A 25,640-nucleotide genomic window follows, 5' to 3' on the forward strand; every position below is an offset into this window, starting at 1 on the left:
CAAGGAAAAAGGAGGCATGACCAGGAATAACTCCTGGCCATGCCGATAGTAGCGAAGGCAAACTAGAAGACCAGCCGCCCGCCTATCTGAATCACTCGAGACGTATTGGCGACACTGGTCACCATGCCGAAAGCGCTGCTGGTTGGAGTAATGTTGGGAGCGCTAAATTGCGGCCGGTTCAGTGTGTTGAAGGATTCCGCTCGCAGTTCGAAAGCCCTGTCACCGGAAAACTTGATTGCTTTGTTTATCGATGTGTCGAAATTGTTGATCGCATCGTAGCGGAAGGTCGTAAAGTTACTTGGGAATGTACGAATATGGTTGCTGGGAGTCGACGAGGTTGTAAAGCACGAGGTATCGAAAGACTTGCTCGCCACATTGCGCGGGTTGAATTTGAAGCTGTAGGTGTTGCAGTTGTATCCCGCATCGCTCCAGGTGATCGGTGCACCGCTCTGATAGGTATAGACGCCATTGAACTTCCAGCCGCCCAGTGGCATGTCCAGAATCTTCGATGCATTCTTCCCGAATTTCTTGCCGTGCCCGTAAGGCAGTTCATAGGTCAATGCGGTAACTGTGTGGTGCGGGTGATCGTAGGAGGAAATGCGATGCTCTGGAGCCTGGAAGTTGTTCAGCCAGCTAGCGTGCTCCATCAACTTGGAGTACTGGTAATTGGCGTTCAGAGTCAGACCTTCCTTGCCAAGGCGTTTTTCCACGCGAATGTCGATTGCGTTGTAGCTGGAGTTTCCGTACGGCGCATTTTGCTCGGTCAGCGTCCCGAATTCAGGGAAAGTCATCAGCAATTGCTTCTCGGCAATCGTCGAACCATTCATGCTACTCGAATTCGGGATCAATCCCTTGAACGGATTGGTAACCGAACCGTTGTAAGTCGTGTTGGAAGTCGTGGTGAGGAAATTCGAACGGATATAGTTTGGCTGATAGCTGATAGGCAAACGTGCCGACTGATTTCCGATGTAAACCAGCTCCATCAGATAGTTATGAGGAAACTGATGCTGCATTCCCAGCGTCCAGCGCTGCGCATAGCCGCTCTTGATCACGGGCGACATATAAGTGACAGCCTGTCCAAGATTGGTCGACAATCCGTTAGCCGAACCACTGGGAGTGACAAAACCACCTGAGAAAGCCGTGGCCAACGTCGTGGCCGGCGTCGCGTAGTTATCGTTGGTGATGGTCGCACTCGTCGTCTGACTGTAGCCTGGATTGTTGATCGAATTGGTGAATGCGTAGACTGGCAGCACATAGATGCCGAAACCGCCGCGGATTACGTTGCTCTGTCCAAGCCATGCCGGATTATAAGAGAAGCCAATGCGCGGGCTAAACATTCTGGATGGGTTGGAATAGATAGAACGATTGCTTGTGGAAGCGAATGTCGGACCACCATTCACATAGAAGTTCGACTCACTCATGATGGAAAGCGGCGCACTTGCGTAGGCCGAGAGTGCAGACGCCGAAATCGGATTCGCCGTTGTCATATTGAAGCCGTTCAGTGTGCGTCCGTCGCGCTCGTAGGCCGCAAAATCCTTCTCGAAACGGAGTCCAAGATTGATGGTCAGGTCCGAGCGAACGCGCCAATCATCCTGCGCGAAGTAGGCCATGTAATACTGCTCGCCCACAGGAGACGTAGTCTGAGCATAGCTGGCCTGGCTGGGCAGTCCGAGCATAAAGGCCGCAAAATCCATGCCATCCGCAGTAGTGGTCGTGGTGTTGGTTTTCTTGGTCCAGGTCTGATCGAAGTAAAAGTAACCATTGCTGCAAATGGTTGCATTGCCGCTCGAGTCTGAGCAGGTAGCCGGGTAATTGTTGCCCTTTTCATAGCGGCGCAAATCGAGACCGGCCTTGAAGGTATGAGATCCCTTCAGCTTCACCACGTCCGCAAGAATGTCATAGTTGTTGAACGGCGCATCCCCGAGGGTGCCGCTGGTAATGTTGTAGCCGACGCCCTGCATATCGGCAAAGCGGATATTCGGCAAGCGCGGCGAACCCGATGAGGTATTCAGATTCGCTCCAAATCCTAGATTTGTGGAGTCGAATCCCTTGCTGGCAGTATCCTGCGACTGGACATAGCGGGTATAGTTCAGGCGCACTTCGGCAATCGTGGTGGGACTAATGGAGATTGTGTCGCTGATGGTGGCGCCGTCATTGACGCGATCGAGGATGTCACCCAACGCTTCGTTGCTGAAGACGTTGTTCTGATTCTGAGCCAGGTGGTTGCGACGCCAGGTCACAAAAAGCCTCTGGTTCGAGTTCAATTGATAATCCACGCGCACAAAAAAGTTCTTAAAGGTGTTGACGCTGGAATTCTGACTAAAATAGTTGTTCTGATCCACCGTTCCTGTGGTCGGCGCCGTGTTCGGCGACGGATACAGCTTGAGAATTGCCTGCGACACTGAGCTCAGCGAGTTGGTGATGATGTTGCCGCTATACGGAGCGCGGGTCACGGTAGAACCGCTTACCGTTGTGGAATAGGGATTGTAGATCTGGTACTTGGATCCCAAATTCAGCCACTCCGAGAAGTTTCCCGCGCGCTCGTCACTCGTGGGAACACTGCCCGAAAAAGTGGCCGGTGCAATGTTCTTGATGTTTTCCCAGCCAAAAAGCCAGAAGAGCTTGTCTTTGCCGTGGACGACATGAGGTATGATCACCGGGCCGCCAACGGTCAAGCCGTACTGGTTATAGTGCGTCGGCGATTTCGCCGTAGTCGGTGTGCTTCGGCCAGCCAGCCAGGTATTGGCGTTAAAGATGGTGTTCTGGTCGAATTCCCATGCCGACCCATGCAAATCGTTGCTGCCGCCCTTGGATGTCTGATTGACGACGCCGCCGCCGGCGTGACCATATTCGGAGTCAGTTGCAAAGATGTTGACCTTGACTTCGGCGACAGCATCCTGCATCGGACTGTAAGCGATGGCATTGTCGGAGGCATTATCAGGGGCGCCATCCAGAAGAAGTTCGCTGTTCTTATTGGGGAGGCCGCCGACGCTGAAGGCAGAAACCGTGCTGTTGTCGTAAGCATGTACCGAGCCGGGAGTCGTAGTTGAAACAACGCCGGCCGTGTACTGCGCCAGGACCATAGGCGTGCGTCCATTCAAAGGCAAAGCCTCGACCTGCACGCTCTGCACGACACTGCCCAGATTGGCGTCCGCGGTTCCAAGCAGTGGCACTTCGGACGTTACCACAACCGTTTCCTCGGCGCCGCCGGGGCGCAGGGTAACGTCGATCGTCGGGTGATCGCCCGAGCTCAGCGCCAGATTATTGCTGTCGTACTTGGCAAAGCCTGACGCAAAAACCGTAATGTCGTAGGCTCCAGGTTGCAGAAAAGGAAGGTTGTAGTATCCGCTCGCATCACTAACCGCATTGCTCTGAAAACCGGTCTTCTTTGCAGTTGCGGTGACCTGTGCTCCAGCGATCACGCTGTTCTGTTGATCTTTGACAAGACCGCTGATCGTCGCAGTCGTCACCTGGGCTTCGAGCGTAACTTGCAGACTTGCCGCTAAACCGAGCGTCAGCAAGAAAAGGAATTGCCTGATTGCTCTTTTCATGTTTGCGTCTCCTGTAGGCTAATGAGGATCTGGTTAATCCAAACTGGCAGTTGTCCGTTGAAAACTTGCGGTACGGATTTACTTTTGTTCCGCTTTCCGCCGTATGAGTTATTGGCTAGGCCAATTCATGTTGGGGTGATCCGCAAGCGTAAATACCAGCTCTCCTCCTTGGGAAATCTGCTCATGCGTAATCCATGCGTGATCCAGAACGGCCCCATTCCAAGTAACGGATCGAATGTATTTCTTCCCGCTCGCGGCGCCGCGAGCCACGATATGCAGAGTCTTACCATTGGGAAGCTCTAGCACCGCATCTTCAAAGAGCGGCGATCCAATCTGGTAGCGGGGAATGCCCGGCGACACCGGATAAAAACCCAGCGCGCTAAACACATACCAAGCGGAGATCTGCCCGCAATCGTCATTACCCGCTAATCCGGAAGGTGAGTTGGAATATTCCCGCTCCAGAATGCTGCGCACCTGCTGCTGCGTCTTCCAGGACTCGCCGACGAAGTCGTAGAGATAAGCCAGATGGTGGCTGGGCTCGTTGCCGTGATCGTAATAACCGGACGCGAAAAGCTGGTCCAGCTTTTCCGCGAAACGTGTTTTGCCGCCGAGCACGTCGACGAGCCCGGGAATATCCTGGGGAACAAAAAACGTGTACTGATACGGAAGACCTTCGGTGATGTAGCTGGCTTTCTCCGCCGGATTGAAGGGCTCGACCCAGCGGCCATCCGCATAACGTCCGCGAGCAAATCCTGTTACCGGATCGATAACTTTGCGGTAGTTCTGCCCGCGCGCGGCAAAGAGCTTGGCATCGGCGGTATGTCCAAGTTCCGCTGCAAACTGACCAAGCAGATCGTCATCGTAGGCATACTCGAGTGTGCGCGAAACCTGCTCATTAGGATGATAGGCGTCCGCGATGGTGTCTTCGAGCGGAATATATCCATATTTCAGATACGAGTCCAACCCGCGGCGTCCGCGGCCATCCATATATAACTCCCTGGATGCGGGTAACTCCACCGCATTCTTGCGCATCAACCGATACGCCTCTTCCGCATCGAAATTGTGCAATCCCTTCATCCACGCATCGACGATAATGGCCACGCTGTGATCGCCGATCATCTCTGAGGTGTAGCTGTTCCAGGCCGGATAGATCGGAAGATATCCACCCTGCTCTCCCATGGCGAGCAGCGATCGTACCATATCGGTCTCACGTACCGGGTCGATCAGCGTAATCAGGGGATGGAGTGCACGGAAGGTATCCCAGATCGAGTAGTCGTTGTAATACGTGAAACCAGTGGCGTGCTCGATCTTCTTCGTTCCGGCAAAACCCGGATAGCTGCCGTCGGTGTCGCTGAAGACGCGCGGCAGCAAAAAGGAGTGATATAGAGCGGTGTAAAAAATCGTTTTCTGTGTCGGCTCGGACTGAATACGAAAACGTCCCAATTGCTCATTCCACGCCTGGCGCACCTGCCGGAGCACTCGATCCATATCCCAATCCGGAATTTCCGTGTCCAGGTTCTGCCGCGCTTCTTCGAGGCTGGTGAAGGAAGTTCCCACCTTGGCGACGACCTTTTCTCCGGGATGCAGATCAAAAGAGACCCAGGTGCCCGCCTGCGCCAGACCGGGCTCGGTTGCCAGCTTCCCTGCAGAGCGCTGCGTTCCCTTCCATACGCCGCCGAGCTGGAAAGGACGATCGAAACGGATGACGGCATATCCGTCAAATCCGGCAGGCTTTCCGCTGCCCGCATAAATCCGTCGGACCGGGGAGCTGATTAGAACCTCATTTCGAGTGGGATCAACCCGAATGTCGCCTTCCTGGCCGTTTTCCTGCATCACGACCCAGCTTTTGCCGCCGCGCTCGTAGGTGAAGCGCAGAATTCCGGCGTGAAGCGTGCCCGAAACCTCGGCCTGGATTCCGTAATCGTCGAGCCGCACTTTATAAAGGAATGGGGTCAGTTCCTCCCCTTTATGATCGAAGGCGGAAGCACGTTTTGTGGCTTCCAGATGAAGACTCCCGCTGACCGGCATCAATGTCACGCTACCGTAGTCCTGCGTACACGAGCCACTCATAAAATGACTTCCCCGAAATCCCTGAATGCGCCGATCGCCGTCGTAGTAGGGAGCGATGCATTTGGACTGTCCATCCCGGGTCTGAGGAGTCCATTGCGTCATCGCAAACGGCATTCCAGTCGCCGGAAAAGTTTGTCCGTCATTTGCCGTCCCGATCCGTTCGTTCACCCAGCCAACCGGCTCCTGAGCGACGATCTGTCTCGAGTAAATGATTGCAAGTAGCAGGGCGCATTTGAAGAAATGGGTTTTCATAAGCCAGAGGCAACATCCCAATTGGCGGCAACGACTGGCAAGTGAATTCGCAGTAAATCGCGTCTGCTCTTCACTGTAAAATCCTTTTAGAATCATAGATATTAGCTGATTTTTCAGCCCAAATGTATACTACGTAAAGACCTCAGTAATGCCATGAATCGCGCTCCTATAAATCCAAATCGAGAGCATCCTTCTTCCCCCGATGCGGAGCAATGCCATTTACTGGTTGAGAAGATTGTCGTCTCGGAGCATTTGCGCCGCTCCAGCCGCCTCACCGAATTTCTGCGCTACGTCTGCAACCAGACGCTGGACGGACACGGGGATCAACTCAGCGAGCAGGAGATTGGCACTGTTATCTTTGACCGCCCTCCGGGCTACGACACCAGTGCGGACAATATAGTACGGGTCAACGCTACCGAATTGCGTAAGCGCATCGAACTTTACTTTGCTGAGGAAGGCAGGACTGACCCGATTCTGTTAGCGATTCCCCGCGGAGCATACAAGCCTGTCTTCCAGTTTCGGCCTCAGAAGCCGGCCGACGATGCCCGGCCATCGCCAATAGCTCCGCCAGTCCACCAAACCGAAGATGGCCCCGTAGCAAAACTATTGCTGACTGAGTCCCGGTTTTCGTGGAAACTGGTCGCTGAAATTCTGACTGTTTCCTGCCTGCTTCTAGCTGCGTCATGCATCTGGCTGATTTGCGCCAATGGCAGACTCAAAAAAAGCTTGGCTCCCTGGACCGCATCCCCGGAGTTGCGCAGCTTTTGGGGGTCGTTTCTGCAGGAAAATACCGATACAGATGTCATTTTGGCCGATACAACTTTCGCGCTCGTCGAAGATATCGCCAAGCATCCGATCCAACTCAACGACTATTTGAGCGGTGATTACGTCCGGCAATTGTCTGATGGAAACAGCGTCGATCGTCAGGAAGACTTGATGCTAATTCGTCCGCGCAGCTTCGGCAGTTTGGGAGATTTTCGGCTAGCACAGAAAATTCTTACTCTGGCGCCGCAGGCAAAAAACCTGCATCTCTACTATGCGCGGGAATATCGTCCGGAATTGCTCAAAAATAACAATGTGATTCTCATAGGCAGTCGTAAATCCAATCCTTGGGGAGATCTGTTCCAAAATCAATTGAATTTTACCGTTGAGTACGATCCGATCTCCAAGGTCTCCTCGGTCCGCAATCATCATCCTCAAGCAGGCGAACAGACAACTTATTCGACGGATACAAGCGATGCGGGACCTTCCGAGCAAACTTCAGATGGTTACAGCGTGATTGCCTGCCTATCGAATGCCTCCTCGAAAACGAGTGCCCTCATCATTGCAGGAACCAACGCTCCTGCTACCGAAGCGGCCGGTGAACTGCTGACCTCCGAGTCGCGTCTCTCCGAACTGCGACAAAGAATGGGACTCTCCAAGCTCAGTCACTTCGAAGTCCTGCTTAAAACTAGCCAGGTAAGTGGCACACCGATCAATGCCAAGATTCTTGCCTTTCGGAGTTTGCCCAAATAAATAGATGTGATCCCAGTAGTTCGGACAGTTATTAGGAGTCCGCTCAACGCACCCCATCTTGTAGAGGATCTGATGGCCAGTTAAATTGAGCACTATGGGACGACATAGAGCTCAGGTTATGGCTAGGTAGTGTCGCCACCTGGACCGTCTCTCTTCTGCATCTTCATGCGGTTTATTGCAGAATCGCACCAACAAATAGGCATGCTCTGTCCCTGCCCGGAAATTCGAGGGCTAGATCAAAGGCTCCTTAAGTTACGGCTTTCACGGCGATAACACGGGTTCAAATCCCGTCGGGGACGCCAATTAAATCAATAACTTGCAAGTCCCGTACAGAATTTTGTAGGTCCGTTATGGTCCGATAAGCGAAGTGCTCGGTTTCGCTGCGAATTACGCAGTCTGTTTCTTGTCGAACAACATGCTCACAATCTTGCTTTGTGCGTCGCGCTTATTCTGCGTGATGGCCTGTGCGTACAGGTTCATCGTCACAAGACTGTTGGCATGTCGCAAGAGTTCCTGCACTGTCTTGACATCCTCACCGTTGGCCTTGAGGAGTGTCGCGTAGGTGCGCCGGAAGGTGTGCCAGCCAATACCCTCTATGCCGAGGATTTTGGCTGCTGGCAGGATATGCGCCCGGTAAAACGCGCCCGGCCAGTAAGGCAAGCGCCCATTCGAATGTGGGCTTGCGAACACCCAGTCCTCCGGTTGCGGGTAGGGACTGATCGCCTGCCAACGGGACAGAGCGTCCGCCAACCTTGAATCGAGAGGCACCGGCTTACGGCTGGCTTCCGTCTTGCAGTCGCCAATGTGTTGCATGACGATGGAGCGGGTGACGGAGATTTGCGATTTCTCAAAACCAATGTCATTCCACTTCAGCGCCAGCAGTTCACCCACGCGCAGCCCGGTCATCACATCGAGAAAGACCGCCGTGCGTGCTGGTTCTTTCAAGAGCTGAAGCAACGCGGCAATTTCCTCGACGTCGAGCACAATCGGAACCTTGGACCGTTTCGCACTTTGACGCACATGCGTGATCGGATTCCGTTCATGCCACTCCCAGCGGATTGCGTGATTGAAGACTGCGTGCATGATGTTCCGCATCTTCGCCTTGCTCCCATTGGAGAGCTTCAGCGAACGTAGCCACTCCTCTACAGCGACCGAACGCACATCTTTCAATTTGTACTGGCCCCAACGAGGCAAGATCCATTTACGGAAGTAGCCTTGATAGGTCCTGCATGTCGCGTAGGTTTTGCCTGAGTCTTCGCCGAGTTCCTTTTCCCGGTAGTGTTCGACTAGCGTTTGAACACTCATTGGAGTTAGGTTCATGCGCGGACTTTCGGCGTTGATGTCAGCCCGAAGCGCTGCGACGGCCCGTTGCGCCGCCGTTTCGTTCGGATATTGTTCCAGTGTTCCCAGCACCAGGTTGCGGCGTCTCCGGCTGCCATCAGGCTGGACTTCATACCAGCGGTATTCCCAGGCTTTCCGACTTCCGGCGCGTTCCACAAGCTGAAGGCTGCCTTGCTGAAATCGTGAGCGTCTCATGTTCCTCCTCATTTCAAAGGTGGTGAGACGGCACGGATAGCTGTATCCAGCCTACCGTGCCTGCGCGTCGCCGTCGAGATCGTTTTCGTCATCATTCTGGATCAGAGAAGGAAAGAGCTCAGAAGCGCGAAATCGCCACAGCTTGCCAACTCGAACGCCGGGCACTACACCTTTGCGTGCATAGCGCTGAAGGGTTTTAGGGTGAACCTTGACAAGAGCCGCCGCCTGCTCGCTGTCCAGCAGCCGCTCGAAGACGCGTGGAGAATGAGGGGAATCGAACATGGCTCGCACACTCCTTGAAACCACAATGGATTGGGTTGTAGTGTCTCGTCAACCCACATGTTGGGGCTGATTTTCAATGGCGTCGATGAGGCTATGCGAAACGAAGGCGAAGTTTTGGGAACAGCAGATGCGCCAAGTCGTTCCAGTCGTTTTTAAGGAACTTTAAGCAATGACAGAATTTTGATTTTATGAAAGTGAAATTATATTTAGGGCATTATTTCGCTGGACAAACCCGGCTGACATTCCCCGATAGATGGAGCATAGCCGAAGCGCGGGCGATGTCAAGGGCGGCTATGCCGCCGCTACGCGGTCATGACCCTTGACACCGCCCTCTCCGCCTCGGCCCACAATCCCAATATCGGGGAATGTCATCTTTCTTCAACAGGATAGGACGAGACTTTAGCTGCCTTCGTCAAGTTCAGAAGAACGAACAAAAACATACGAAAATGTAGTAACATATGCGTTGTGAAGACGCGCTTTGAGTGGGACCCGGCCAAAGCAGCCAGCAATCTGCGAAAGCACGGTGTGAGCTTCCCAACCGCAACCCGTGTCTTTTCTGATCCTTATGCCCTTGTTGAGCAGGACCGGATCGAAAACGGCGAGGAGCGATGGCAAACAGTGGGGATCGTAGACGGTGTTGTGATGCTCCTGGTGGCCCACACAGTGCGTCAACAGGACGAGATTGAAGTCATCCGCATCATTTCAGCAAGACGTGCCGACCGCAGGGAGAGAAAACGCTATGAAGAAGAAAATGGTTGAATACGAGATCGACCTAGCCAATCCCCCGGCACTGACAGCGGAGCAGGTGGTGGAATTGAAAGCGCTGCGTGCCAAACCGGACAGCGAAATCGACTACAGCGATATTCCGCCCTTGCAGGAGAGTTTCTGGAAGAAGGCGGTGCAGAATCCGTTTTACCGTCCTACCAAGACCTCGACCACAGTGCGCATTGATTCCGATGTGTTGCATTGGTTGCGCTCTCATGGCAGAGGCTATCAGTCGCGCATCAATGCCATTTTGCGGCGTGAGATGTTGACCTCGCTGAAAGTTACAACCGCAAAGCACGGGTAAGCCACAAAATCGCGCGGGGCTGCTGGAGATCCTTGCATCAAAGGCCGATTCCAAGTTCAATGAAGATTTCTTCGCTTAGGACTGAAAGTTCAATGGCTTTAACTGGAGCCTGTTGAACACCGTGCTCAAGTCCGAAAGAGAGCGCCTGCTCTTTTGCCAGTTCCATCGCTGACGGACGAGCGGAGGAGATGCCCAGGGACTCGCGCAACTGTTCGCGGTCACTTGTCACGATGGCAATATCACTTCTGCCGCGTGACGCGCCTACGTAGAACAATTCCTGTTTCATCGAGTCAGCAGAAAGAATCACGCCGTCCACCGTCTTGCCCTGGCTGCGATGGGCAGTAACGGCGTAGCCATGATCGAACTGGCGATAATTCTCCGGCATCGCGCGGCCATCCTCCAATTCAATGCGCCCGTTCACCACATTGTGCACCTGTACCAGTTCGCCATTGGTGGCCCGGAAATCCGCATCCCGACGATTGCCAGTCAAAAGCAGTCGATCCCCAGCAGCCACTTCAATAGGCCGCAGCTCCTGGACGGAAAAAGATCGCGTCTGCGCGGGGGTGAAGGTTCTCTCTTCGCCGCGAGCATTGCGAGCTACCAGCACATCGGTTCTGACCTCACTGACAGTCAGAGCTTCATGCTTATCCATGCCCCTTGCTGCCCGGTGAACCAGGAGTACATGCCCTTCGCGGTAGTTCGACAAATCGCGCTTTTGCGCTTCCGTCCATTGCAGCGGAACGTGCCGATCAATTACCACGCTTGGGCCGAGGTGGCCTCGTTCGGAAAGGTCGTCTCGAATCGCACGGGTAACGCGGCTGATCTCCTCATGCGTAGGCGCTACAACCAGAATCTTCCGGGAAGGATCGGCTGTCATTTCGCGATAGAGATCAGCGACAGCCCGGCCACGCTCTGCAAAGGAGACCTCATGCACCGCGCCGAGCCGTTCCAGCTTTTCAAATCCCTGTTCGGGAGACTCGCGCAGTGTTTGAATGGCATCTCTGTACGCGATGTTCGATTGGCGCTGCACGCCGGTCAGCGAGACATTTTTCATCTGCGATTCGTGCTCCAGAATGCGCAGCGCGTCCGAGGCTTCAACACTCTGAATCTGCCGCGTGTCGCCGGAGAAGAGAATACGGGCCTGCTGCTGTTCTGCGAGTTGTAGTATTCCATCCATCTGACGCCCGGAGATCATGCCAGCCTCATCCACGATCAAAACCCGGCCACGAAGCGCTGCCTGTGCCGACTCATCTTCCAGCAGCCGGGAAACGGTCATCGCATCGCGGAAGCCGACCTTTTGCAACTCCTCTACCGCGCTGCGCGTCGGCGCAATCGCCGTTACATTGCGCCCGGCTTCGCGAAGCCCGCGATCAATTTTCTGAAGTGTGACCGTTTTGCCGGTTCCTGCTGCTCCGCGCAGGTTAATAGCGAAATCGCGTGAATCAAGAATCTGCTGAACTGCGCGTTTTTGTTCGTCTCGGAGATGTTCATCCGGGTGGAATTCATGCGTGCCACCCAGTTGCGGGTACTGGCCGATGCCCTTATTTACTAAAGCCACCATGCGCTGTTCGCGGTCCAGACTGTCGCGGGTAGCCAGTCGATTACCGGCATGGATAAGTTCGCCCTGGGATTGCTCAACTTGCAGCAAGCCGCGCAATTGTCCCAGATCAACTTGACCCCGGCCATGTTGCAGAGTTTCAGCCAGCAATTCGTAATCATGAACGACAGAACGCCGCTCGAAGAGATGTTCCTTTGCGTATTGCAAGGAATCATGCGCTCGCGAAATTTCATCTGGCACGTTCTGTCTGTGCTCCAGGGAGTTCTGCTGGAGTCGTTCAAGGCTTCGCCGTTCTTCCGGAGACAGACGTGCCTGCTGCTGTTGCCGGACCTGCTCTGTGGAGATTTCCGCCAGCTTGTCCGCGCGAGATTCACGGACGAGAACGGCAACTTCGTTATCTGTTGGCTTGCGGCCATTCTGCTTTGTGAATTCATCAATGGCTCGATCCCGTTGTGCGCTGCGTTGGCTGTACTTCGTCAGCAGATCATCCGACACGCCACGGATTTCAAAACCGAGATTACGTCCGCGAGAATCACGTCGCGTCTCAATCTCGTAGCCAAGACTGCGTACCTCGTGGGCCAGTGTGTTCCGGTAGACCTCGGTGAGGTACGCCCGGCGCTCATACAAACCGGATGCCTGCAATGCCTTCCAGCGGCCCTCTACGCCGTCATAGGTGAGATTGGCGGCAACGGTATGGGTGTGCAGTTGCGGGTCGAGTTCGCGGCTGGCATCGTGGCGGTACGTAGCAACGATCCAATTGCCGGTGGTGCGATCTTCGTTTGCGGCATGCAGACGGACACGCGTTGCTGCATGGCTTTCCGCTTCTGCCAGAGTTGAGCGGACAGCTTCATCGTGAGCAGCTACCAATCGCTCATCTCCCGCGACCATCGCCTGAATCGAAACCGATTTCGGCGCGGAGAACGTCAGATCGTAGAGAGACCGCGCCTTGCTCTGCTCGGTTCCGTCCACACTCACTCGATCCGCACTGTGACGCGGACGCAGATATTCTCCGGTCTCTGGGTGCAGCCCTTCGCGGACTGCCTCAAACTGTTCAGGAGTCACGTTTCCGCTCAATCCGAGCAACTCGGCTCCACGCCCCTGCCACTCGCCTTGTACGCGGCGGTGTTCATCGTAGTAATCGCTGTGTTCGAGATGCCGCTGGGCATACCCGACACCGCCCGACATGGCCCGTATTGTCAGCATGGATTGACGCTAACGCTGTTCGAAATCCCATTGCAAGGAATTCCGCTGACCGATAAGAGCCCTATTTATTTGGCACCTTTTTAGGGGATTTCTTGGCGGCAGTCTTCTTGGGTGGACGGCCAAGCTTTGGTTGCGGAACAAATGACTCCACCTCGGAACGGAGAACGAGCGTTTTTCCTGCCACGTGGACTGTCGTCAGTCGCCCACGCGCAATCAAATCAGCAATCGCCTGATTTGACACGCCGCGGATGCGGGCTGCTTCGGCCTGAGAAATACAATTCTCTAGACTTCCACCATATGTGCTTGATTTTATCAAGTACTTGTTGTATCCTCCTGATAGTTTGGTTCAGGGCCATAATACTGGTCCGAACGCCTACACGTAACGGGACACGCCAGTGCGTCAACACCGACGTATCCCTGACCACTTCTCACCTTCCGTGAAAGGCGATGATATGGCTGTATCTAAACATACCCGCAAGGATGCGCCGGGGACAAATCCTTTCTTTCAAGAGCTTTTCCGCAATAGCCGCGTCTCGGAAGAACGAGAACGCGCTTGGCAGGCCGCCGTGCGCCATGCCGGGACGGGATCGCCGCCATTGCGATTCCCTGCGTACGAGCATCTTTATCTGTTGAATGTGTATGCGCAGAAGATGGTCGAATTGCTGGAAGAGTTGGGCGGCAATTTCTCCATCAAACGCGAACCCATGCTCTATCGCCAGTCTTTGATTCAGTACGTTCGTGCCTCAGCCAGCCAGGACGTTGTCGATTTCATGAGCGAAGTTGAACTGACTGAGGAATGGCTCTTTGAGAGCCAACGGCGCAAAGAAGAGAACAGCCTCCGTGATCCGGAAGATGTCTACATTAGCGTCCGGCATCGTGAAGCAGAGCGTGCACAGCAAGGTCTCCCGCCGCGCGTTCGATTCCTGGATGAACCTCAGGGCACAAACTCACCGACTACGAAGAAAGCAAAGACAGCCAAAGGCAAGTGATTCGTGTACGCCGACACGGAGCGGTGTTGTCCGCTGAAACCTTGTTGCAGAAAAGGGGCCTCCATTATGGACGGAAACAAACACGATGAAGAATCGGTCGAGTTCGAAGAACTTCCTCCGCTCGGCCCAGGCCAGCTTCGCATTACGAAGGAGATTGCTGGAAAGCGTGTGCGATCCATCTACATCAGTTACTCAGACAACTACAACGTGGTCGAGGTGGATTTTGTCGATGGAACCTCGCTATCGGTTGAGCTCTTCCCGATGGTTGAGTTGAAGACCGAGTTCAGCAACTGGAAAGTGGAGAACGGCGAGGTACTAAAACGCTGGCCACGAATGATTGCCCGCTGACAGGAGAATCCCATGGGCAAAAGAGGAAAAGGCGAAGAGACCTTCAGCCGGTTCGAGGTTGGCAACCACGGCGGATGCGAAGCGTCTCTGTTCGAATTTCGCGAAAGTGTGTCGTACCAGGAAACAGGGCTTGCTGGGCGAGAATTGCCACGACCGCCGGAGCGAAATACCGTACGAATCGCGGCGACGACTTTTGACCAGGCGTTGGCCTATCTACGTTGGACAGAGCCGGAGTTCAAGATCGACAGCGTGCAGAATCTTGGAATCATCCTTCTGATTTCTGGTTCGCCAGTCGATTGAATCATGCCTCGGAGGATGCAATGTCGAACAAAATCAAAAGACCGGATTACGACAGCGACTTCGATTCTCTAGAGGAGATCGAAGACGTGAACGAACGGGAGCGAATGGAAAGACGCGCCAAAAATACCCCCCCGAAGCTCGGCCTGAACTTCACCGAAGCCGTTGGCAAGGTCGTCGCCTTCGTCAATGTAATCAATGACCCGCCGGAATGGCAGGCTTTGGAAATCCGCTTCACTGACGGCACATTGCTCCATTTCGAGTTCTTGACCACGCAAGTCCAGATCAAGCCGAAATATATGGAAGCAAGACGCGGAGACTTGGAACTGATCCGCAATTACGGCGTATTGCCAATTGATGACCAGCAGCAAGAGGATTAAGGACCGATTTCACAGTGAGTCGCTGGGCACAGGGGCGGCGATCATGGGTTGTAATGCGTATGAATATGTTTTTGGAAACCCAGTTTCGCCTAAGTCGCCTATAGGGTCGCTTGAATCCGCAAGCATCATTCCGTCAGCGAGCTCTGAATAGCCTTCTCGCGACGCCTGTTTTGGGGATAGACATCAATGCTCCCGCGCGGAGTAGCCTCCGGCTGTCGGCGTCGAAATTGTCATCCGTCTTCACTCGTGGCGTAGTGCCTGGATGGGCTGTACACTTGCGGCGCGGCGAGCCGGAATCCAACTGGCCGCAACGGCAACCGTCAGCAACAGCAGGATGCCCAAAGACAGCGTAAGTGGGTCGTAGGGCTGGATACCGTAGAGCATTGACTTGATTGCGTGCGTTAGCACCAATGCCCCGGCGACTCCGGTAAGAATTCCCACTACCGCCAGACCTGTGCTTTCGCGCAAAATCATGCCACGCACTTGCGCTGGTTGCGCACCCAGCGCTAGCCGTATCCCGATCTCATTGGTGCGCTGCGCCACCGCGTACGCAAGAATCCCGTAAATGCCCACCGAGGCCAGCGCCAACGCCAGCAGGCCAAAACCTGAAGTTAAGATGACAAACAACCGTTCTTGCTGTAAGTCCGCCTCAATCTGCTGCTCCTGCGTCCTCACATTCACCAGTGGCAAATCAGGGTCTATCTGCTGAACAGCCCGGCGCAATGTGGGAAGAATAGCTTCGGGCTTCATTCGGGTGCGAATTTCATAGGTCATGCCGCCGACCCTCGTCTGCTGAACATAAGGAAGGAAGAACTGCGGCGGAGGTTCTGTACGCAGATTCGCATAGCGTGTATCTCCGCAAATCCCAACAATCTGAATCCAATTGTTTGCAGTTTTGCCCACGTGCCCGTCTGTATCGTTATCGCCCGTTGAGAATCTCTTTCCAACCGGATTCTGTCCAGGAAACCGCGTCCGCGCCAATGCCTGATTAATGACGGCCACCTTGGGCGACCCTTGTGTGTCCTGCATCCCAAAGGCGCGCCCGGCAATAATCGGTATGCCAAGCGTCTCGAAAATTCGATTGCCGACAGCGTTGACATCTTCTTCCTGATGCTTGTTCTTGTCGTAAACCACACCCTCCGGCAGGAAATCGGTTCCAGAAGTATCGTCTGAGAGATACGCATTCCAGGCCGGGGCCACCGAATCGACGTCCGGCACGACCGCCATGGCCTGCTCCAGCCGCCGATGCAGCTCGACGTCCCTACCCGCAGGATATTTTTTTGTTGGCGGATTGATCTCCACCAACAGTAGGTGGTCCGTACGGAAGCCAGCATCCACCGCGTTCAACCTGCCCAATGTCCGCAAGAATAGCCCCGCTCCAATCACCAGCAGAGTGGAGAGCGCAATTTGAAAGCACACTAGAGCCTTTCCGCCCATGCCCTTGCGCCGTCGCGTAGTAGTTTGCGCGGTCTCTTTTAGGCTGCTGCTCACCTCGGCACGCGCGGCACTTAGTGCCGGTGCCAGACCGAAGAGCAGCCCGGTCAGGATCGTTACACCGGCCGTGAACGCAAAGACACGACCGTCGAAGTGAATCTGAAAATCGTTGTGCTCCCAAGCATTTCCGAGCATCTTGGGAATCGCGGTGCGTCCCAGGTAGCCAGCCAACAGACCGCCCACGCCGCCTAGCGCGGCCAGCAGCAGGCTCTCCACCAGCATCTGACGCAGCACACGCGCCCGGCCCGCGCCCAGCGCTATTCGAACACTCATCTCCCGCTGTCGTTGTGCGCCCCGTGCCAGCATCAGATTCGCGATATTCGCGCAAGCCAGCAACAGAACTAGGCCTACTAGCGTGATCAATACCACCATAGGTTTGGCAAAAGTCTTTTCCTGCGTAAACAATCCCCGGCTGCCGTCGCGCAGTTCCAGGCGCGGCACGTCCTCGCCCTTGCGCACCAGCATGGTGCCACGCACAATGGCTGCCAACTGCACATCGAGCGCGGACTGCGCCCCTGCATCGCTCATGCCCTGCCTGGAGCGGCCCATCACGTTCAACCACCACCCCTTCGGTTCGGCGAGCAAGGAGCCGCCCAACGAGGAGTACGGAGCAACTATCGGCTGCATGGCCAACGGCACAAAAATCTCTGGCGACTGCTGCACATTCTTTGCGCCCGTAAATCCCTTGGGGTTGACGCCGACGATAGTCAAAGAAATGTCGTTCAATTTGATCGTCTGGCCCAGCACTGTGGGGGACCGCCCGAAATCCCGTTCCCATAGCCCGTCGCTGATAACTGCCACCGGGCTCTGGCCGGGTACTGTATCGTCGGACGGTTGAATCGCGCGCCCCAACTGTACGCTCACGCCCAACACTGCGTAGTAGTTCCCGGAAACCATCTCTGTTTGAACCCGTTTTGCCTCCCCGCGAATCGTCGCATTCATCCCTGTAACTTTGAAGGCAATCAAATCTTCAAGGCTGCGATTCTGCGCACGCAGTTCGAGATATGCCGGATAGGAGAAGGATGTGCTGGCCACGTGACCGCCGGGTAGTGGATCGTAGTCGCCCCAGACGTAATGTACCGCGACATGGTCCTCCGTGCCCGTCCAGGCAAACAAGCGCAGATTCTCCGCGTGCGGCACCGCCAGTCGCTCATACAGCAACTGCTTGGCCAACGAAAAGATGGTCGTATTCGCGCCAATCGCCAGCGCCAGCGAGATCGCCGCTATCGCCGTAACCCCGGGGCTCTTGCACAGCATCCGCATTCCGTAACGCAGGTCGGCCCGCAGTTCATCCCACCAGCGCAAGCCCAAGGAAGCACGCATGTTTTCTTTCTGAACAGTGATTGCCCCCAAAGCAATGCGAGCACGACGAGTAGCCTCCTCGGGACTTTGTCCGGCGCGTATCAACTCCTCGGTCAGATGTTCGAGGTGGTTGCGAAGTTCAGCTTCCATCTCCTGTTCAAGGCGCTTGCGATGTGTGACCGCGCGGAACCAGGACTTCAGTTCTGACGCTTTGCTCATAAGGGGCAGAAGAAAGCGATTCATATCTCCTCCGGTGTGGCGCTGAGAATGTCATTGACTATTCCGGCCATGCGGTTCCACTTCGCTGTCTGGTCACCGAGCAGTTTGTGACCGAGTTTGGTGAGGCAGTAGTATTTGGCGCGGCGGTTGTTTTCACTCTCGCCCCACTCGCTGCTGATTGCGCCCTGGTGCTCCAATCGGTAGAGCGCTGGATAAAGAGATCCCTGTTGAACCAGCAACTTCTGGCCGGAAATCTGCTGAATGCGCAGCAGAACACCATAGCCGTGCAAGGGACCGAGCGACACCGCTTTCAAAATCAACATATCCAGTGTGCCCTGCAATAGGTCGTTCTGCTGATCCTGCTTCTGTGGCATTATGTCCCTTTTCCTCGACGGTCTAGGGGAAGCATATGTGCATCTCCCCTAGACCGTCAATGAGTCGGCGATGAATTTTGTCAAATGCAGGGCACCAGCAGCATCCTGACGGCAAGCACTGAAGCCAGCCCTCGCCAATATGGAGGTTCGATTGGCAAGCCTCCAGAATGAAGAACAGATGACAAGCTGCGCTCTCATTCCACCCGCATCGCCGTTAAAACCGCCTGATTCCGCAAGCATCATTTTGGTAAATTGCTTCGAATGGCCTTCTCGCTGCGCTCGTTTTGGAGATAGACACCATCCCTAAGCCTCACAGCTTAGAAATGGTTATCCAGTGCGATCAGCTCGAATAGCCCTCGAACCACCTCGAATCGGGTTCGATAATGTTCGACCATTGATCGACAATGAATCGAGAAAACTCCAACGCTGTATTGAACAAAACCCTCCCCATCAAGTCGTTACAAGGCATAACGATAGCTACAACAATATTGTATATTCTCAGTGCAGAAAGATTTTGTAGCCTGCAATTACCATTTGTAGCATATAAGCCATATGCAAATTGGCTCATATGCTATTCGTTACTTCATACAAAATCTCCTAGCTCTACGCCCCCAATATTAATGGCCATGCTTCTTGCCTTTGAGGGAATGAATGTCAATACGAATGACAGTCGTGTGATGAAGATTACTCTTTGGGTATTCGAAATGTTGATCGCTGAAGAGCGCAACAATCCGGTCAAGTACTAAAATCTTCTCAGCATCGTCTTCGATGAAATTAGCGCATCCAAAGCCGATCACCGTGCTGTGCTTTGCTTCGAAGTCACAAGCTTTGTCACTCTCTATGAACCCCTGATCCACCGAGACAACAAAGCATACCTTCGGATTACGCTTGAGGATCTCAATCTTGGTTCCCGCGCCTGCGGAGTGAAAATACACCGAAGTGCCATCATAGGCAAAGAACACTGGCACAACAAATGGAATTTCCTGATCGGCCAAGCCAAGGTACATGACCTTGCTCGACTGCAGGATTGCATCTATCTCGGCGCGATCCGTTATCTCACGTTCCTTGCGGCGCATGGCACCATGCGGGTGTTGATTCATTGACTCTCTCCGGTCATCTGAGGTTGTTCCAATATGAAAGGACGGGGTTGCGCCACAAAATGGATAACTTGCATGTTCGCGCCTGCATGAAAAGATTAGCCGCAGTGGCATCCTGAGCTGCCGCGCTGTTTGCCTGGAGGGCAACTGCGTTTGCCACATGCCGGAACCACAACAACCGTGACATCATTGCCCAGACCTTCCGTGGTAGTGGATTCAACACGCAATCCCAAGCCAGGAAACTCCATGACGAACCACTTCGGAATATGTTGGCAGACGATCTCAAGGCGCTGGAAAGCGACCGTCTCAAAAAATGGCATCAGGACATCGCGCGAAACATGCGGCATTCCGCTCTGCAATAACTCAACTAGATTGACCTTATAGCAGCCATCCCGCAGTTCACCAACAAGCTCCGGACCAGGGATGGGTGCCTTCTCCTGCTGCTCGATCGCGACCAGTTCCATCTCGCGCAAAGCTACATTGTCTAGCTGTTCTATCAGCGCACCATTCGACTTCCAGACGCGGAAGCCGTGATCCTCCAGCATTGCCTTAATGCCTCCCCGCAGATTGCGCAGCACAAAGAGATCGCAGTCCTTCATCTGCGCCACAGATGAGGCAAGCGAATGTTTCACATCGCCGAGTCCCATCTCTTCTTTGATAGCCAGAGGAATTTCGCGAATTTTCTCCCACCCTTCAGCGTCTTTACTAAACAGACAAATCCTGCCATCCTCAAAAAAATCAGCAATCTCTCCACCGGCATTCACAAAAGCCGCAATCTTCATGCGATCATCCCCTCCGTGGTTGAGGTTTCATTGCACCATGCTCGATTACGCATAGCATTAACTTGCGCAATCGGAGCAAGAAGCTCCTGCTGCATGCCCAAGATCATAACTGCCCCTCATGGGGACAGGATATAAAGCTGGCTTGGCGGTGATGGCTTTCAATGCGTCAATATAGAAACGGGGGAGACCATTCTCTAATGCACCCTGCACAATGAAGTCAAGATACTCACGACTGGGCTTTGTAGGCTCCTTTTGAAGATCCTTTTTATAGAGGCGCACATAGTGCTCGTGTCCGTTCATGTCGATGACTTCCATCGGAATGTGGAAGTATAGTCCACCGCCATCCATACGGGCATCCTGCCACAGATCTAGTCGTTCCCAATTCATGTTACTCAGCGAGAAGAGGACGCCCCAGACCTCTTCACCAGGCGCGGGCTCCACCGTCTCTATGCCCCCATCCCAAATATCGGAGTGGCCGCAGAAGACCAGACGATGGTCCTTCAGACAGGCTGCAGAGATTGCCACAGGCCTGCTACAACGTGAACGTATCTGCGATAGATTCATGTTGGATCCGTAAGCAAAATACAGGTCTTTCATTCGCGCTTCGGAAACGGCGGAATTCAATCCACAAGAAGAATCGACGAGAGAACTGACTGCAACCAGAGAACCTAGCGCCATTGCTACAACCTCCTGCTGGAATCGTGAACCATCAACTTACTTTCACGCGCATCTCTCCCTGGTGCTCGATGGAAGAGATGCGCAGAGAGTATTCGTGACCTACCAGACGTTGAGGCTCCACTCGCGTTCGCCCTTGTATTCCATGTCTGCAAAGAGCGCATTCGCCATCTGCTCGGCCAGCCATATGGCACCCGCATATCCCACCACCGGATGACGATACATGCCAGCGCGGTCATAGGTCGGGAAGCCAACACGCACCATCGGAATCTTGTAATCGATGGCCGTGAAGCGTCCCTTCGAGTGACCAAGAATCAGATCCAGATCCAGACCTTTATTCTTGATTCTGTCCTCCATCTCAAAGATGTCAGAGTTGGTAATAATATCCATATCCCAATCGACCTTTTCTTTGAGTTCGAGAATGCGCGGATCCCTTGCATAGTTGGGATTGTCATCCCCAAGCAACAGCAGTTGTGGCTTCATCTCCAAGTCGATGCAGAACTGTGCCAGTCCGATGACCAGGTCGGGGTTGCCATAGATGGCAACCTTCTTTTCAGCCAGGAACATGTGCGTCAGATCGGTCAGTGCATCGATGGCAATGCCGCGTTCCTTGACGAGTGCCTGTGGAATTGGTTTGCCGGTAATCTTCTTCAGCGTCTGCAGGAAAGCATCCGTATTCCGAATGCCGATGGGAGTTGGGCCAATCGTGGCAGGAATACCGAGTTCTTCTTCAAGATACTGCGCGGCCTTGCCACCTTCGTATCGGTTGAGAGCAATCGAGGCGAAGGCGTTGCCCGTATCGCGCAGATCTTCGACCGTAGTTTCGCCGTGTGAGACATGCTGACCATCCGGCATCAGCGGCGAGTCGAACTCTTCGATCTCAAACAGGACATTGGCTTCAATGTCCATCTCGCTCAACAGGTGCTTGAGGGCTGTAACATCGCCTGGATTGACCCACCCCGTAAAGAGATTGATCTTGCCATTGGGGTCGCTTTTGGTGGCAAAATACTTGACGAGATCACGCACTGCCGAATCATAGCCACTAATCATGCTGCCCACAAAGCTGGGCGAGTGGATCGGCACCAGATAGACTTCACGATCCGCGTACTTCTCCTTGAGCAGGCCTTCATTGAGCTTGACCACCACACCGTCGATATCATCGCCAATAATCTCGGTCGAGCAGGTGGAGATAATAGGAATCACTTTGATGTGCGGATAGCGCATGAGCAGGACATCGACGCCCTCTTCCACGCGCTTGAGTGCGCCGAAGACTGCACCCTCTTCGTGAACCGAGGAGGAAGCCAGTTCGAAGCTCTCCTTGAAATGCTGCGAAAAGATGAGGCGCACAAACATGACGCAGCCCTGACCGCCATGCACTAGTCCAATACAGTCCTTGATGCCGATACTGGCGAACTGTGCGCCCGCTGGCTGACACGTGAAAATCGGGTTGATGATACCGGCGCGTGTCCGTTCCGAAAGATTGCAGGCCATAGAGATCTCCTTAGTAGTTCTGGTCCGTCAGTTCGAGGTTCTTTGAGCCAGTAATCGTCAGGAAGTCCATGCGCTCATGGACGCCCTTCATGAGCGTTTCAATCTCCGGCTTGGCAAGTTCCTTGATCCAAGGAAAACTCTCTCGATAGGAATCAGCCAACACCATTGCATCCACCCAGTGGCATCGATCCAGGCGGTCTGCTGGCTTCTCGATGTCGCCACAGAGAATCTTGTTAGTCCACGTCAGAATCTCGCGATTCTGACGCTCCCGATCCCATGCCCTGGAGTGAAACTGCCACAGGCAATGCTTCATGATGTAATCGACCAATTGCTCAATTTTGTCTTTCATCGTATCCTCCATCGCATGTCTTCCTACACCAACTGCGCGAGTTTGTCCTGGCGCAGGTAGGGATAATCGGCCACGGTTTTATTGCGCAGGTCGGCGATTACGTCGAACTTGCCGGTGTACTGGCGGAGTTCCGGTGCATTCTTTACATCGTCGCTGAGTGTGGCATCAGAGAGCATGCGGCGCGTCTGAAATCCGCTTTCAGTCGGAAGCTCATCTTTGCTGATGTCCACCATGGCAAGCTGATGCACAGGCGAATAAATCGCGTTATAGATGTCGCGCGCAAAACGCACCCAGCCTTCGTATCCCTTCCACGGTCCATTGTGGTATGCGTGCGCATTAAGGTACGGAACGCGAATCTTCTTGGCAAATTCACCCGGACGCTTGCCAGTGAAGATGCAATCAGGCTTGAGCTTGTACATTGCCTCAAGGCTTTCGAGTTCGTTCGGGTCGTCGATCGCCAGAGCACCTTCCTCGGCACGAGCAATGCCTTTTTCCATGTCGCCCTGATGACCGAATTTGGTGTACACCGAAACAACCTCTACGCCCATCTCTTCGTGAATCGCATGGGCCCAGTGCCACAGCTTCGATCCACCTGGCCACAAACAGACCTTCTTGCCGGTCAGCCGCTCCTTGTACCAATCGAGTTCCGGCTTCCATCGTGCCGTCTCGGCGCGAATAATCTCTTCGGCACGATCCTCGATACCAAAGAAGAGGCCAATCTTCCGCAACGAATCCGAGAGCGCATCAAAGCCAAAGCCGTCGATGTCCAGGCGCGGAATTCCGTACTTCACGCGCAATTCGTTGCAGAGATACTCGGAGGAGCGGGCGCATTCGAGCACGTTCAGATGCGCGCGATGCATGGACCGCAAGTCATCGTACGAACCATTGCCGGTAAACGTCGAGAGCACCTGGATCCCCATGCGTTTGAAGTAATCCTGCATGACTTCCTGATCGCCCTGGATGTTGTATTCACCAACGTAGTTGATCACGTAGTCGCTGGTGATCTCCGGCTCAACCGTTCCTACCTTGTCCTTGAACCACGCGATGCAGATGGTGTGGTGACCGCCGGACTGACTCGGGCCACGGAAGCCCGGAGAGTTGCACACAAAGATGTCAACGTCAGGGAGTTCTTCCATCACCTCGCCCGCAATGGCGTTGATGTCATCGCCGATAAGGGCCGATGCACAAGTCTGATACAGCGTCATGCGCTTGATATCCGGGAAGGCTTTGAATGCGTCGAGAATATTCTGCTTGAGAAGCTTCTCCGCGCCGAAGATGACATGCTTTTCCTTCATGTCGGTCGCGAAGGTGTACTTCAACTGGAAGTTGTCGTTGTCGCTGATGTAGCGCTTGGTCTGCCATGTGTCGTAAGTGCATCCAACCGGGCCGTGGCTGATGTGCAAAACATCCTTCATCGGTGTTCCGATGACATGCTTGGCACCGCAGTAGGCACAGCCGCGCTCGGATATCGAGCCGGGAATGGTGCTCAGGTATCCTGCCGGCAACGCGTCTGCAATCGTCTCACCGGGCCCTTTGACCACAGCATGTTTCTTTCTCTCGGGGATGCACGTACTGCAATCAAACTCATGATGTGGCATCGATAATACCTCCTGAGGGCTGTAATAACCGTCTATTGAACGCCCACTATTCAGTAGTGAAAAGGGCACGTGCGCGATGCTCGTTTTTGCTTGACCGCGCGCGATCCGCACTCTGTGAACGAGCGCAATTTATTCGGCCAGGCCGTACTTCACTACCATCGATTCCAACTGATCCATGCTCAGCGGCTTGGGTATCACAAAGTTCTGGTTATCGATGATCTTGCGACCGAGTTCGCTGTATTCATGAGCCTGATTCTGCGTTTCATCAAACTCGGTGACTGTCTTCTTGTTGAACTCTGCGCGCTGCACAATGTTGTCGCGAGGAACGAAGTGAATCATCTGCGTGCCGATGGAAGCAGTAAACTCTTCAATGAACTCCTGCTCGCGATCAACCTTACGGCTATTGCAGATGACGCCGCCAAGGCGTACACCAGACTGCTTCGCATACTTCACCAAACCCTTGCAGATATTGTTGGCGGCATACACTGCCATCATTTCGCCCGAAGCGACGATGTACACTTCCTGCGCTTTGCCTTCGCGGATCGGCATAGCAAAACCACCGCAGACAACGTCGCCAAGCACGTCAAAGAAAACAAAGTCAAGATCTTCGGTGTAGGCTTTGTTCTGCTCCATCAGATCGATGGCAGTAATGACGCCGCGGCCAGCGCAACCCACGCCGGGTTCAGGGCCGCCAGACTCAACGCACTGGATATCCTCGAAGCCGCGCTTGATAACCTTGTCGTTGGTAACCTTTTCTGCGCCCTGCTCTCGCAGAACATCCATCAGCGTCTCTTGCATCTTGCCGCCAAGAATCAATCGTGTCGAGTCGGCCTTTGGATCGCAACCATGGATGAAGATCTTCTTGCCATGAAAATGGGCCATCGCCGCTGCCGTGTTCTGTGTGGTCGTCGATTTGCCGATTCCGCCCTTACCGTAGATTGCAATCTTTCTCGTCATGATAGCTCCTTAGAAGGTTTGTGGAGATGTAACTGCGTCGTCGTATGAATTTCTGCTGCAATGTTCATGTCCGCTAGTTCAAGCGTTGCCAACTCTGCTTGACGAGCAGTACGTCGTAAGAATCAAGAGCGGCCAACGCTATCTGTATCTGCAAACGCCGTGCCAAACCTCGCGCTCTCTTCGACGACGACGCAAAATAGTCTCCGCTGCGCATGGAATCTCCACTCGACTATGCTTGTTTTGTGTTGGATA

Annotated in this window: 22 protein-coding genes; 7 read left to right on the forward strand and 15 right to left on the reverse strand. The window is 54.1% G+C overall.

Annotated elements, in window-relative coordinates:
• Positions 1 to 62: 62 nt before the first annotated feature.
• Positions 63 to 3,551, reverse strand: coding sequence for a carboxypeptidase regulatory-like domain-containing protein (locus ACOBR2_RS11105; protein WP_420236182.1), 3,489 nt, complete (start codon positions 3,549 to 3,551; stop codon positions 63 to 65).
• Between the two features lie 108 nt (positions 3,552 to 3,659).
• Positions 3,660 to 5,873 carry a GH92 family glycosyl hydrolase gene (locus ACOBR2_RS11110; protein ID WP_420236183.1) on the reverse strand — a complete coding sequence of 738 codons (2,214 nt, stop codon included), beginning with the start codon at positions 5,871 to 5,873 and terminating at the stop codon, positions 3,660 to 3,662.
• A gap of 153 nt (positions 5,874 to 6,026) precedes the next feature.
• Between ACOBR2_RS11110 and ACOBR2_RS11115 the strand changes: the two genes are divergently transcribed.
• A complete protein-coding gene (locus tag ACOBR2_RS11115) occupies positions 6,027 to 7,388 on the forward strand; it encodes a hypothetical protein (protein WP_420236184.1) in 1,362 nt (453 codons plus the stop codon).
• A 387-nt stretch (positions 7,389 to 7,775) separates the two neighbouring features.
• Here the strand turns inward: ACOBR2_RS11115 and ACOBR2_RS11120 are convergent, their stop codons facing one another.
• Positions 7,776 to 8,885 (reverse strand): tyrosine-type recombinase/integrase, encoded by a 1,110-nt coding sequence (locus ACOBR2_RS11120; protein WP_420236185.1) that lies wholly within the window; start codon positions 8,883 to 8,885, stop codon positions 7,776 to 7,778.
• A gap of 90 nt (positions 8,886 to 8,975) precedes the next feature.
• The gene (locus tag ACOBR2_RS11125; RefSeq protein ID WP_420236186.1) at positions 8,976 to 9,206 is read right to left on the reverse strand and encodes a helix-turn-helix domain-containing protein; all 231 of its coding nucleotides are present in this window, start codon (positions 9,204 to 9,206) and stop codon (positions 8,976 to 8,978) included.
• A gap of 465 nt (positions 9,207 to 9,671) precedes the next feature.
• Here ACOBR2_RS11125 and ACOBR2_RS11130 point away from each other — a divergent pair, with 465 nt between their 5' ends.
• Positions 9,672 to 9,965: a BrnT family toxin gene (locus tag ACOBR2_RS11130; protein WP_420236187.1), complete on the forward strand. Its 294-nt coding sequence runs from the start codon at positions 9,672 to 9,674 to the stop codon at positions 9,963 to 9,965.
• Positions 9,946 to 10,275 carry a BrnA antitoxin family protein gene (locus tag ACOBR2_RS11135; protein ID WP_420236188.1) on the forward strand — a complete coding sequence of 110 codons (330 nt, stop codon included), beginning with the start codon at positions 9,946 to 9,948 and terminating at the stop codon, positions 10,273 to 10,275. The genes ACOBR2_RS11130 and ACOBR2_RS11135 overlap by 20 nt, the downstream gene beginning before the upstream one ends.
• 37 nt (positions 10,276 to 10,312) lie before the next feature.
• Here the strand turns inward: ACOBR2_RS11135 and mobF are convergent, their stop codons facing one another.
• Both mobF and ACOBR2_RS11145 read right to left on the reverse strand, forming a co-directional pair.
• A complete protein-coding gene (gene mobF, locus ACOBR2_RS11140; protein WP_420236189.1) occupies positions 10,313 to 13,036 on the reverse strand; it encodes a MobF family relaxase in 2,724 nt (907 codons plus the stop codon).
• Between the two features lie 61 nt (positions 13,037 to 13,097).
• Positions 13,098 to 13,352 carry a helix-turn-helix domain-containing protein gene (locus ACOBR2_RS11145; protein ID WP_420236190.1) on the reverse strand — a complete coding sequence of 85 codons (255 nt, stop codon included), beginning with the start codon at positions 13,350 to 13,352 and terminating at the stop codon, positions 13,098 to 13,100.
• Between the two features lie 121 nt (positions 13,353 to 13,473).
• On the opposite strand from ACOBR2_RS11145, the gene ACOBR2_RS11150 reads away from it, so the two are divergent.
• The 4 genes from ACOBR2_RS11150 to ACOBR2_RS11165 all read left to right on the forward strand — a co-directional run bounded on the left by ACOBR2_RS11150 (position 13,474) and on the right by ACOBR2_RS11165 (position 15,050).
• On the forward strand, positions 13,474 to 14,025 hold the full coding sequence (locus ACOBR2_RS11150) for a hypothetical protein (RefSeq protein WP_420236191.1): 552 nt from the start codon (positions 13,474 to 13,476) through the stop codon (positions 14,023 to 14,025).
• 66 nt (positions 14,026 to 14,091) lie between these two features.
• Positions 14,092 to 14,373, forward strand: a complete 282-nt coding sequence (locus ACOBR2_RS11155; RefSeq protein ID WP_420236192.1) for a hypothetical protein — start codon at positions 14,092 to 14,094, stop codon at positions 14,371 to 14,373.
• Positions 14,374 to 14,385: 12 nt separating this feature from the next.
• The gene (locus ACOBR2_RS11160; protein ID WP_420236193.1) at positions 14,386 to 14,673 is read left to right on the forward strand and encodes a hypothetical protein; all 288 of its coding nucleotides are present in this window, start codon (positions 14,386 to 14,388) and stop codon (positions 14,671 to 14,673) included.
• A 20-nt stretch (positions 14,674 to 14,693) separates the two neighbouring features.
• Complete coding sequence (locus ACOBR2_RS11165) at positions 14,694 to 15,050, forward strand: hypothetical protein (protein WP_420236194.1); 357 nt, start codon at positions 14,694 to 14,696, stop codon at positions 15,048 to 15,050.
• 240 nt (positions 15,051 to 15,290) lie between these two features.
• On the opposite strand, the gene ACOBR2_RS11170 is transcribed toward ACOBR2_RS11165, so the two are convergent.
• From ACOBR2_RS11170 to nifH, 9 genes are all read right to left on the reverse strand, one after another.
• Positions 15,291 to 18,089, reverse strand: coding sequence for an ADOP family duplicated permease (locus ACOBR2_RS11170; protein ID WP_420236195.1), 2,799 nt, complete (start codon positions 18,087 to 18,089; stop codon positions 15,291 to 15,293).
• A complete protein-coding gene (locus ACOBR2_RS11175) occupies positions 18,086 to 18,439 on the reverse strand; it encodes a PadR family transcriptional regulator (RefSeq protein ID WP_420236196.1) in 354 nt (117 codons plus the stop codon). The genes ACOBR2_RS11170 and ACOBR2_RS11175 overlap by 4 nt, the downstream gene beginning before the upstream one ends.
• A gap of 617 nt (positions 18,440 to 19,056) precedes the next feature.
• A complete protein-coding gene (locus ACOBR2_RS11180; protein WP_420236197.1) occupies positions 19,057 to 19,539 on the reverse strand; it encodes a pyridoxamine 5'-phosphate oxidase family protein in 483 nt (160 codons plus the stop codon).
• A gap of 95 nt (positions 19,540 to 19,634) precedes the next feature.
• On the reverse strand, positions 19,635 to 20,318 hold the full coding sequence (anfO, locus tag ACOBR2_RS11185) for a Fe-only nitrogenase accessory protein AnfO (RefSeq protein WP_420236198.1): 684 nt from the start codon (positions 20,316 to 20,318) through the stop codon (positions 19,635 to 19,637).
• A gap of 57 nt (positions 20,319 to 20,375) precedes the next feature.
• Positions 20,376 to 20,996: a gamma-glutamylcyclotransferase family protein gene (locus ACOBR2_RS11190; RefSeq protein WP_420236199.1), complete on the reverse strand. Its 621-nt coding sequence runs from the start codon at positions 20,994 to 20,996 to the stop codon at positions 20,376 to 20,378.
• A 99-nt stretch (positions 20,997 to 21,095) separates the two neighbouring features.
• Positions 21,096 to 22,484: a Fe-only nitrogenase subunit beta gene (gene anfK, locus ACOBR2_RS11195; protein WP_420236200.1), complete on the reverse strand. Its 1,389-nt coding sequence runs from the start codon at positions 22,482 to 22,484 to the stop codon at positions 21,096 to 21,098.
• Positions 22,485 to 22,494: 10 nt separating this feature from the next.
• On the reverse strand, positions 22,495 to 22,833 hold the full coding sequence (gene anfG / locus ACOBR2_RS11200) for a Fe-only nitrogenase subunit delta (protein WP_420236201.1): 339 nt from the start codon (positions 22,831 to 22,833) through the stop codon (positions 22,495 to 22,497).
• A gap of 23 nt (positions 22,834 to 22,856) precedes the next feature.
• A complete protein-coding gene (anfD, locus tag ACOBR2_RS11205; protein ID WP_420236202.1) occupies positions 22,857 to 24,431 on the reverse strand; it encodes a nitrogenase iron-iron protein, alpha chain in 1,575 nt (524 codons plus the stop codon).
• A 129-nt stretch (positions 24,432 to 24,560) separates the two neighbouring features.
• Positions 24,561 to 25,391, reverse strand: a complete 831-nt coding sequence (gene nifH / locus ACOBR2_RS11210; RefSeq protein WP_420240007.1) for a nitrogenase iron protein — start codon at positions 25,389 to 25,391, stop codon at positions 24,561 to 24,563.
• Positions 25,392 to 25,640: the final 249 nt, after the last annotated feature.

It is taken from the genome of Telmatobacter bradus, assembly GCF_048629425.1.
GTDB lineage: Bacteria > Acidobacteriota > Terriglobia > Terriglobales > Acidobacteriaceae > Telmatobacter > Telmatobacter bradus.

Bases quoted from the DNA above. Each gene is read 5' to 3' on its own strand.
- ACOBR2_RS11105 (WP_420236182.1), bottom strand. From the start codon at position 3,551: ATGAAAAGAGCAATCAGGCAATTCCTTTTCTTGCTGACGCTCGGTTTA.
- ACOBR2_RS11110 (WP_420236183.1), bottom strand. From the start codon at position 5,873: ATGAAAACCCATTTCTTCAAATGCGCCCTGCTACTTGCAATCATTTAC.
- ACOBR2_RS11115 (WP_420236184.1), top strand. From the start codon at position 6,027: ATGAATCGCGCTCCTATAAATCCAAATCGAGAGCATCCTTCTTCCCCC.
- ACOBR2_RS11125 (WP_420236186.1), bottom strand. From the start codon at position 9,206: ATGTTCGATTCCCCTCATTCTCCACGCGTCTTCGAGCGGCTGCTGGAC.
- ACOBR2_RS11135 (WP_420236188.1), top strand. From the start codon at position 9,946: ATGAAGAAGAAAATGGTTGAATACGAGATCGACCTAGCCAATCCCCCG.
- mobF (WP_420236189.1), bottom strand. From the start codon at position 13,036: ATGCTGACAATACGGGCCATGTCGGGCGGTGTCGGGTATGCCCAGCGG.
- ACOBR2_RS11155 (WP_420236192.1), top strand. From the start codon at position 14,092: ATGGACGGAAACAAACACGATGAAGAATCGGTCGAGTTCGAAGAACTT.
- ACOBR2_RS11160 (WP_420236193.1), top strand. From the start codon at position 14,386: ATGGGCAAAAGAGGAAAAGGCGAAGAGACCTTCAGCCGGTTCGAGGTT.
- ACOBR2_RS11165 (WP_420236194.1), top strand. From the start codon at position 14,694: ATGTCGAACAAAATCAAAAGACCGGATTACGACAGCGACTTCGATTCT.
- ACOBR2_RS11170 (WP_420236195.1), bottom strand. From the start codon at position 18,089: ATGAATCGCTTTCTTCTGCCCCTTATGAGCAAAGCGTCAGAACTGAAG.
- ACOBR2_RS11175 (WP_420236196.1), bottom strand. From the start codon at position 18,439: ATGCCACAGAAGCAGGATCAGCAGAACGACCTATTGCAGGGCACACTG.
- ACOBR2_RS11180 (WP_420236197.1), bottom strand. From the start codon at position 19,539: ATGAATCAACACCCGCATGGTGCCATGCGCCGCAAGGAACGTGAGATA.
- anfO (WP_420236198.1), bottom strand. From the start codon at position 20,318: ATGAAGATTGCGGCTTTTGTGAATGCCGGTGGAGAGATTGCTGATTTT.
- ACOBR2_RS11190 (WP_420236199.1), bottom strand. From the start codon at position 20,996: ATGGCGCTAGGTTCTCTGGTTGCAGTCAGTTCTCTCGTCGATTCTTCT.
- anfK (WP_420236200.1), bottom strand. From the start codon at position 22,484: ATGGCCTGCAATCTTTCGGAACGGACACGCGCCGGTATCATCAACCCG.
- anfG (WP_420236201.1), bottom strand. From the start codon at position 22,833: ATGAAAGACAAAATTGAGCAATTGGTCGATTACATCATGAAGCATTGC.
- anfD (WP_420236202.1), bottom strand. From the start codon at position 24,431: ATGCCACATCATGAGTTTGATTGCAGTACGTGCATCCCCGAGAGAAAG.